Here is a 7,022-nt window from a genome sequence, read left to right as displayed (position 1 = left end):
CATCGTCCACGGTCCAATCGGGGAGAGCCGGCACCTCGCCCAGGGCGGTTTTGACGGTCTTCATGAGAGCCTCAAGGCGGTTCTTGCGCTTCTTTTGGGCGAAGTCGCTCCCTGAAACCCGCTCAATGATGTAGAACTTCTTGGCGTCTTCCAGAGTAGGTTTGGCATGCTGCTCCATCAAGATCATGACAGGCTTGGGGGTATCCACCACGTCGCCAGCGTTACGTTGCTTCTTGACCTGATCAGCCTTGATACGCGCCGCGTAGATAGCTCGCACCAGCTTCGGCCAACTATGAGACCGCTCTGACAGGCAAAGTTCAACACCATCCCATGATAGGACCTCAGCTGCCTCATCCAACATGAAGGGGGAAATTTGACCACGGGCGAACTCACTGCGATTGTCTTTATCGAGCGCCTCTTGCCACTCGGCAATATTGTCGAAGTCATCACCCTCGAAGCCACTCAGCCTGCGTTCTTCGTCTTCATCAAGCAAATGAGCGAAATATACGTCCCCAACGATCTTGATCTGCGCATCCGAGAGTTCCTCAAGAGGCGGCAACGAAAGTCGAGCCGCCCGCTGGCGCTCCTTCTCGAACTGCTGCGAGACAATCGCGCTTTCTTGACGCAGTTTTTCAACGGCTTTGCGCCGGTCCTGCGTCCTCAGCGACTTCCAGATTTCTGATTTGCCCATCGAGTCGCGAAGGTCTGCCGGCACGGGCGCGCGGAGATAGTAGGTGCGATTTCTGAGAGCCAACCAAGGGTAAACGGCCATGTCTTCCATGCCTCGCTGTAGCAGTTTGCTGTAGCAGATGGAAGTTCAAGCCATTGAAAACACACCAGGTATTTGAATTACCTAGACGTTTTTGGTGCCCCATGCCGGAATCGAACCAGCACTCCTTTCGGAACTCGATTTTGAGTCGAGCGCGTCTACCAGTTCCGCCAATGGGGCACAAAGCGTCAAACGCCGGGTGGACAGCGCCGGACTATACGAAGGAGACCGAGCAGGTCAACCACCTTTTTGCCCATGGAAGCGATCACATGAAAGTTCCTTTGCAGGATGCCACAGCGGCCGTGACGGCCATTTACAGCCATCGACCGCTTGAATAAAAACGGTCCGCTGAATTCCGGACCGGAAATGCCGCGCCGCGCGGCTGTTCCACCATCTTGCCTTCTGCCCGGCGCAGCACACACATTGCTCCTGACCCTGCGGTGTCAATCGCCTCACCGGTCGAATTTGTCTTCTGAAGGATATCCGATGCGCGCTGTCGCTTCCCTCGCCAATTCCGACACGGCCCTTGCAGGCATCCTCACCCTCGGCATGGCGCTCGTCGTCGGATCCGCTCTTGGATTTGAACATATCGGCGGTTACGTGCCCTGTGCGCTCTGCCTGATGCAGCGCAATCCCTATTATATCGGCCTGGGCGTCGGCGTTGCGGCACTTGCCGCGTCGACGCTGCGCCTGCCGCCGGTCGTCACCCGTGGCCTGTTCCTGATCATTACCGTGCTGATGCTGGTCGGCATGGGGCTCGGCATCTACCATTCCGGCGTCGAGTGGAAGTTCTGGGACGGCCCGGCCAGCTGCAGCATCGGCGCGACCGGTGGCGCAACCCCGACGAATGTCCTCGAAGCGCTCAACAGCACCAAGGCGCCGTCCTGCACCGAAGCCACGCTGCGGGTGCTGGGCCTGTCCTTTGCCGGCTGGAATGTCCTGACCAGTGCAACACTCGCCGCAATCGCGATCTGGGCCACTGTGCGCAAGCGCCGCTGAAAGCCCGAAGGCGCCTTCGAGAGCCTCTCCCGAATGCGACGCTGATCGCTTACGGCTGCAGTTCCGAATCCCAGTAGAGATAGTCGACCCAGCTGTCATGCAGGTAGTTCGGCGGAAACCGCCGGCCGTTGTTGTGCAGGTCCTGCACCGTCGGCCGGTAGGGTTTCTGATGCGGGAACATGCTGGCCTGTCTCGGCAGTTTCGACCCCTTGCGCAGATTGCAGGGCGAACAGGCCGCCACGACGTTTTCCCAGGTCGTCTCGCCGCCATGGGCACGCGGAATGACATGGTCGAAGGTCAGGTCGTCTTCCGAGCCGCAATACTGGCATTCGAACCTGTCGCGCAGGAAGACGTTGAAGCGGGTGAAGGCCGGATTGCGCGTCGGCTGCACATAGGTCTTGAGGCTGACGACGCTTGGAAGCCGCATCGAAAAGCTCGGCGAGCAGACCGATTGATCATATTCGGCGATGATGTTCACACGGTCGAGGAAGACCGCCTTGATCGCGTCCTGCCAGGACCACAGCGACAAGGGATAGTAACTCAGTGGCCGGTAGTCGGCGTTCAGAACGAGCGCCGGCAGGGCCTGGGGCGAAACTGCAATCGTCAAGGCGTTCTCCTGATCGATTCGGCATCTGCTATTCTATATTAGGTCCGTTGTTACAGCATTGTGAAGCCCAATAATGATGGCGCATCAAAGCGGTGCTCAGCGCGGCACCGCCACCCGTCCGGTGATGCAGGCATAATGGGCCCAGAACAGCCGGGCCGCCACGGAACGCCACGGCGACCAGGCCTCGGCCACCGCCTTGACCTCGGCAATCTCCGGTCGTCTTCCGCCAAACAGAACATCGCCGACAGCGATCCTGAGCGCCACGTCACCAGCGGGGAAAATATCGGCATGGCCGCCGCAAAACATCAGGTAGACCTCCGCGGTCCAGGGGCCGACACCCTTCAGCGCGGTCAGCGTCCGAACGGCCTCCGGCGCCGGCAGTGCCGCGATCTCGGCCAACACGAGCCCGCCTTCCGTCTCCGCATTCGCCACCGTCCGCAGAGTCTCGGCCTTGGCGCGCGAAAGCCCGAAGGCGGCGATGTCGGCGGCATCGAGGGCGAGGTAGCCGGCAGCGGTCGGTCGCGCGCCGAGCGCGATGGTCATCCGCCGCCAGATCGCATCGGCGCTTGCCCGCGACACAACCTGGGAGACGATGATTGACGCCAGCCCGGAAAAATCGGCATCCGACAGCCGCAGCGGCAATTCGCCGCAGCCCTCGGCAATCGGCCGAAGGCCGGGATGGGCTGCAACCAGAGCCTCAAGTCCGAAGGCCAGATCCGCCCAGTTACGGATGATCACCGAAAATCTCCCATCCTCTTTCCCATGCTGCACCCCTTGCTGGTCTGCGGCAGGTTTCATCGACTGCGATCTTTTGCCGTTGCGACTTTTCTGCGCAACCCGTTTCATGCCAAGTAGGGCCATGAGCCCGCCCGTCTGCAACGAGCCGATCCTGCGTTTTGCCCCCAGCCCCAACGGCCGGCTGCATCTCGGCCACGCGCTGTCCGCCCTGACCAATGCCGACATTGCGAGCGCCATGCAAGGCCGCTTGCTGCTGCGCATGGAAGACATCGATATTCTGCGCTGCACGCCTGAATTCGAACGATCGATCCATGAGGATCTGTACTGGTTGGGTATCGGCTGGCAAAAGCCGGTCCGGCGCCAGTCGGAGCATTTCGCCTTCTACCGCGCAGCCCTCGACGACCTGATTGCCCGCGATCTCGCCTATCCAGCCTTCCTGACCCGCGGCGAGGTCAAGGCCGGGGTTGCGGCAGCCGAGGCTAGTGGCGACATCTGGCCCCGAGATCCCGACGGTGCACCGCTCTATCCGACGGAGGAACGGCATCTCGACCCGTCGACCCGTCGGCAAAGAATTGCCGCCGCCGACCGCTACGCCTGGCGACTGAACATGGAAAAGGCGCTGGCCGAAATCCGCAGCGCGCAGGCCGGCGCGCTTTGCTGGGACGAGACAGGCGATGGCGAGAAAGGCCTGATTGTCGCCGATCCGGCCGCCTGGGGCGATGTCGTCCTGTGGCGCTCCGACGCTCCGTCGAGCTACCACCTTTCGGTCACCCTCGACGACGCTGCGCAGGGCATTACCCATGTGGTGCGCGGACTGGATCTGTTTCACGCAACCTCCGTGCACCGACTGTTGCAGGTGCTGCTCGGACTGCCGGCCCCGGCTTACCATCATCACCGGCTTTTGCTCGGGCCGGATGGTCGGAAATTGTCGAAGAGCAATGGCGATACCGCGCTGTCGACGCTTCGCGAGGGCGGCGCGAGCTCAGCCGATATCCGCCGCCTCGTCGGCCTCTGAGCGCGGCGGCTTGCGGCGCCTGGACGGCACGACGCGGTACTTCAATAGCGCCGCGTTGAATTCGGCGCCGATGATGAAGATCGCGCCGACCATGTAGAGAAAGACCAGCACGATCATCACCGAGGCGAGGCCCGCATAGGTCGCCGCATAATTGGCGAAACTGGCGAGATACGAGGCAAAGACCAGCGCCCCGACCAGCCAGAGCACCAGCGTCAACAGCACACCCGGCAGCACGTCGAAGAAACGCCGGTGCCCGGCCGGCAGGCCGAGGTGAAACACCATCAGACCGATGACCAAAAGGCCGATCGTGCCATAGACGCGCCAGTTGGCGATCGTCGCCAGGAACTCCTTCAGGAACGGGAACCATTTTTCGGCAAAGGCCAGCGCCACGGGCACGGCGACCAGAAGCGCGCTGATCGCGGCCAGCACCACCACCGCGCCCAGCACGAAGCCGAAGGAGACCAGGCGCGTGATGTACCAGGGCCGCGTCTCGGGCACACGGTAGGCCCGGTTGAGCGACACCCGCAGCGCCTCGACGCCGTTGGAGGCGAAATAGGCGGCGGCCAGAACCGAGACCGTCAGCAAGCCGCCGCGCGGAATGGTCAGCACTTCCACCACCTGATCCGACAGCGGTTTGGCGATGGTCTCCGGCCAGGTGTCGAAAATGATGTGCACCGCAGTCTCGGCGAACATGTTCGCGCCGAGAAAGCCGGCCAGCGCCGTACCGAAGATCAGAAAGGGAAACACCGCAAGCAGCGCCGACAGCGCGACATGGCTCGCCATGGCCCAGCCGTCGTCCTCTGAAAAATGGTAGAGGGCATCGTAGCTGACCTTGTAGAGCATGCGGAAGAAAGCCGGCATCCCGTCTCCTTGGTTGCGGCGCGCGATTGTCACGCGCCGACGAATATGGGAAACCCGTTCCCGTTTGTACAGGAACAAGAGGTCTCGTTTGCCCAGCATCATCGTCACCGGCTGTTCGTCCGGCATAGGCGCCTATTGCGCCGAAGCCCTGAAACGCGACGGCTGGCGGGTTTTCGCCACGGTCCGCAAGCCGGACCAGATGCAAGCGCTCGAAGACAAAGGCATCGAGGCCTTCGTCATGGACTATACCGACACCGACAGCATCGCAAGGCTGGTCGACACCGTCACTGAGCGCACCGGGGGCAGGATCGATGCGCTGTTCAACAACGGCGCCTATGGCCAGCCGGGCGCCGTCGAAGACCTCTCCACAGACGTTTTGCGCCGGCAATTCGAAACCAATGTCTTCGGCTGGCACGACCTGACGCGGCGGGTCATCCCCTTGATGCGCGCCCAGCGTCGCGGTCGTATCGTCCAGTGCTCCTCAATCCTCGGGCTGCTGCCCTATCGCTGGCGCGGCGCCTATACAGCGTCGAAATATGCGCTGGAGGGACTGAGCCTGACCCTGCGCATGGAGCTCGAAGGCAGCGGCATCCAGGTCAGCCTGATCGAGCCCGGCCCGATCGAGAGCCGCTTCACCGCCAACGCGCTCGAAAAGATCCGCGAGAATATCGATCTTGTGAACTCGCCCCACGCCGCAGACTACAGCAAGCAACTGGCGCGGCTCGACGGGACCGGTCCGGTCAACCGCCACAAGCTTGGACCGGACGCCGTCTACAAAGTCCTGCAACATGCCTTGACCGCGCCCCGCGCACGCCCACATTACGTCGTGACACGACCGGCGAAACAGGGTGCGCTGCTCAAGCGCCTGCTGCCGGCAGACCTCTTCTACAGATTGATGCGATCGCTGGACTGACCAGCACCAACAAGGGCACAAACACGCCATGTCAGCCTTCCTTACTACGCTTACCCTGATCGTCATGGGCCTTGTCGTGATCGTCCTGATGCGCGGCCTCTTCACCATGCTCAAGGGCGGCAGCGGCAATACCTCGAACAAGCTGATGCAGGCGCGCATCGTGCTGCAGGCGATCGCCATTGCGCTGATCATGCTGACGCTATGGATCACCGGCGGCGGACGCTGAGGAACCCGATCATGGTCAAGCTCAACAAGATCTATACCCGCACCGGCGACGACGGCACCACGGCCCTGGTGTCCGGTCCACGCCGCCTGAAACATGACCTGCGCGTCGATGCCTATGGCACGATCGACGAGACCAATTCGGCCATCGGCACCGCCCGCCTGCACACAGTCGATCTGCCCGAACTCGACGCCATGCTGATGCGCATCCAGAACGACCTGTTCGATCTCGGCGCCGATCTCGCCGCCCCAGACACCGGCGAGGTGCTGAGCTACGAGCCGCTGCGCATCATCCAGCCCCAGGTCGATCGCATTGAGCAGGAAATCGACGCGGTCAATGCCCGCCTCGACCCGCTGAAATCCTTCATCCTGCCCGGCGGCACGCCCGCTGCCGCCCACCTGCATCTTGCCCGCACCATCGCACGCCGCGCCGAGCGCATCATGGTCGACCTGTCGCGCATCGAGGGCGAAAACGTCGGCGGCCCGGCGCTGAAATACATCAACCGGCTCTCCGACTTCCTCTTCGTCGCCGCCCGCCATGCCAATGACGATGGCAAGGCGGATGTGCTGTGGGTGCCGGGGAAGAACAGGTAGATGGGGTGTATTCGACGGTCAGTTGTCCCACGGACGATGACGTCTGCCTCGCAATATCCTTCCGCCCTGCCGTTCGTTCGTCACGGCAGATGATTCTCTGGATCGTTTGCCCCTTCGGCAAGACCCCTCCGACCCGGCAATACCCCCCTCTGCCCTGCCGGGCATCTCCCGCTCAAGGAGGGAGATCGGCAAGGGGCTGGCCGCTCGCCCAAACAAGATACCTTGTGCAAATGAGGCCGGTGCGACGCGATGTCTTATCGTCCTTTGTCTTTGTCTTTGCCCTTGCACCAAGGTCACAATCCTC

Annotated in this window: 9 protein-coding genes and 1 tRNA gene; 5 read left to right on the top strand and 5 right to left on the bottom strand. The window is 62.1% G+C overall.

Annotation, left to right across the window (positions count from 1 at the left end):
• Both PDO_RS07115 and PDO_RS07110 read right to left on the bottom strand, forming a co-directional pair.
• Positions 1-781, bottom strand: a 781-nt coding sequence (locus PDO_RS07115) for a DUF6538 domain-containing protein (protein ID WP_348225821.1), incomplete at its 3' end; no start/stop codon positions are given.
• Positions 782-864: 83 nt separating this feature from the next.
• A tRNA-Leu gene (locus tag PDO_RS07110) sits at positions 865-949 on the bottom strand.
• A 306-nt stretch (positions 950-1,255) separates the two neighbouring features.
• Between PDO_RS07110 and PDO_RS07105 the strand changes: the two genes are divergently transcribed.
• A complete protein-coding gene (locus PDO_RS07105) occupies positions 1,256-1,768 on the top strand; it encodes a disulfide bond formation protein B (RefSeq protein ID WP_007599740.1) in 513 nt (170 codons plus the stop codon).
• Positions 1,769-1,817: 49 nt separating this feature from the next.
• On the opposite strand, the gene PDO_RS07100 is transcribed toward PDO_RS07105, so the two are convergent.
• The gene (locus PDO_RS07100; protein ID WP_007599738.1) at positions 1,818-2,375 is read right to left on the bottom strand and encodes an HNH endonuclease; all 558 of its coding nucleotides are present in this window, start codon (positions 2,373-2,375) and stop codon (positions 1,818-1,820) included.
• A 96-nt stretch (positions 2,376-2,471) separates the two neighbouring features.
• Entirely contained in the window at positions 2,472-3,113 is a 642-nt protein-coding gene (locus PDO_RS07095; protein ID WP_007599736.1) for a DNA-3-methyladenine glycosylase family protein, read from the bottom strand.
• Between the two features lie 121 nt (positions 3,114-3,234).
• On the opposite strand from PDO_RS07095, the gene gluQRS reads away from it, so the two are divergent.
• Positions 3,235-4,128, top strand: coding sequence for a tRNA glutamyl-Q(34) synthetase GluQRS (gene gluQRS, locus PDO_RS07090; RefSeq protein ID WP_007599734.1), 894 nt, complete (start codon positions 3,235-3,237; stop codon positions 4,126-4,128).
• Here gluQRS and PDO_RS07085 read toward each other — a convergent pair.
• Positions 4,096-4,989, bottom strand: coding sequence for a YihY/virulence factor BrkB family protein (locus PDO_RS07085; protein WP_007599732.1), 894 nt, complete (start codon positions 4,987-4,989; stop codon positions 4,096-4,098). The genes gluQRS and PDO_RS07085 overlap by 33 nt on opposite strands.
• Positions 4,990-5,077: 88 nt before the next feature.
• On the opposite strand from PDO_RS07085, the gene PDO_RS07080 reads away from it, so the two are divergent.
• From PDO_RS07080 to PDO_RS07070, 3 genes are read left to right on the top strand one after another with little or no spacing between them, the layout of a single operon-like run.
• Entirely contained in the window at positions 5,078-5,902 is an 825-nt protein-coding gene (locus PDO_RS07080) for an SDR family oxidoreductase (protein ID WP_007599730.1), read from the top strand.
• A 28-nt stretch (positions 5,903-5,930) separates the two neighbouring features.
• Positions 5,931-6,128 carry a twin transmembrane helix small protein gene (locus PDO_RS07075; RefSeq protein WP_007599728.1) on the top strand — a complete coding sequence of 66 codons (198 nt, stop codon included), beginning with the start codon at positions 5,931-5,933 and terminating at the stop codon, positions 6,126-6,128.
• Between the two features lie 11 nt (positions 6,129-6,139).
• Positions 6,140-6,718: a cob(I)yrinic acid a,c-diamide adenosyltransferase gene (locus PDO_RS07070; RefSeq protein ID WP_007599726.1), complete on the top strand. Its 579-nt coding sequence runs from the start codon at positions 6,140-6,142 to the stop codon at positions 6,716-6,718.
• The last annotated feature ends 304 nt before the right edge of the window (positions 6,719-7,022 follow it).

The organism is Rhizobium sp. PDO1-076 (assembly GCF_000247475.1).
GTDB lineage: Bacteria > Pseudomonadota > Alphaproteobacteria > Rhizobiales > Rhizobiaceae > Allorhizobium.
Note: the sequence above shows the minus strand (reverse complement) of the source record. Positions and strands in the feature narration are given on the sequence as shown.

Coding starts and splice junctions, on each gene's coding strand:
- PDO_RS07075 (WP_007599728.1), top strand. CDS start 5,931: ATGTCAGCCTTCCTTACTACGCTTACCCTGATCGTCATGGGCCTTGTC.
- PDO_RS07085 (WP_007599732.1), bottom strand. CDS start 4,989: ATGCCGGCTTTCTTCCGCATGCTCTACAAGGTCAGCTACGATGCCCTC.
- PDO_RS07070 (WP_007599726.1), top strand. CDS start 6,140: ATGGTCAAGCTCAACAAGATCTATACCCGCACCGGCGACGACGGCACC.
- PDO_RS07105 (WP_007599740.1), top strand. CDS start 1,256: ATGCGCGCTGTCGCTTCCCTCGCCAATTCCGACACGGCCCTTGCAGGC.
- gluQRS (WP_007599734.1), top strand. CDS start 3,235: ATGAGCCCGCCCGTCTGCAACGAGCCGATCCTGCGTTTTGCCCCCAGC.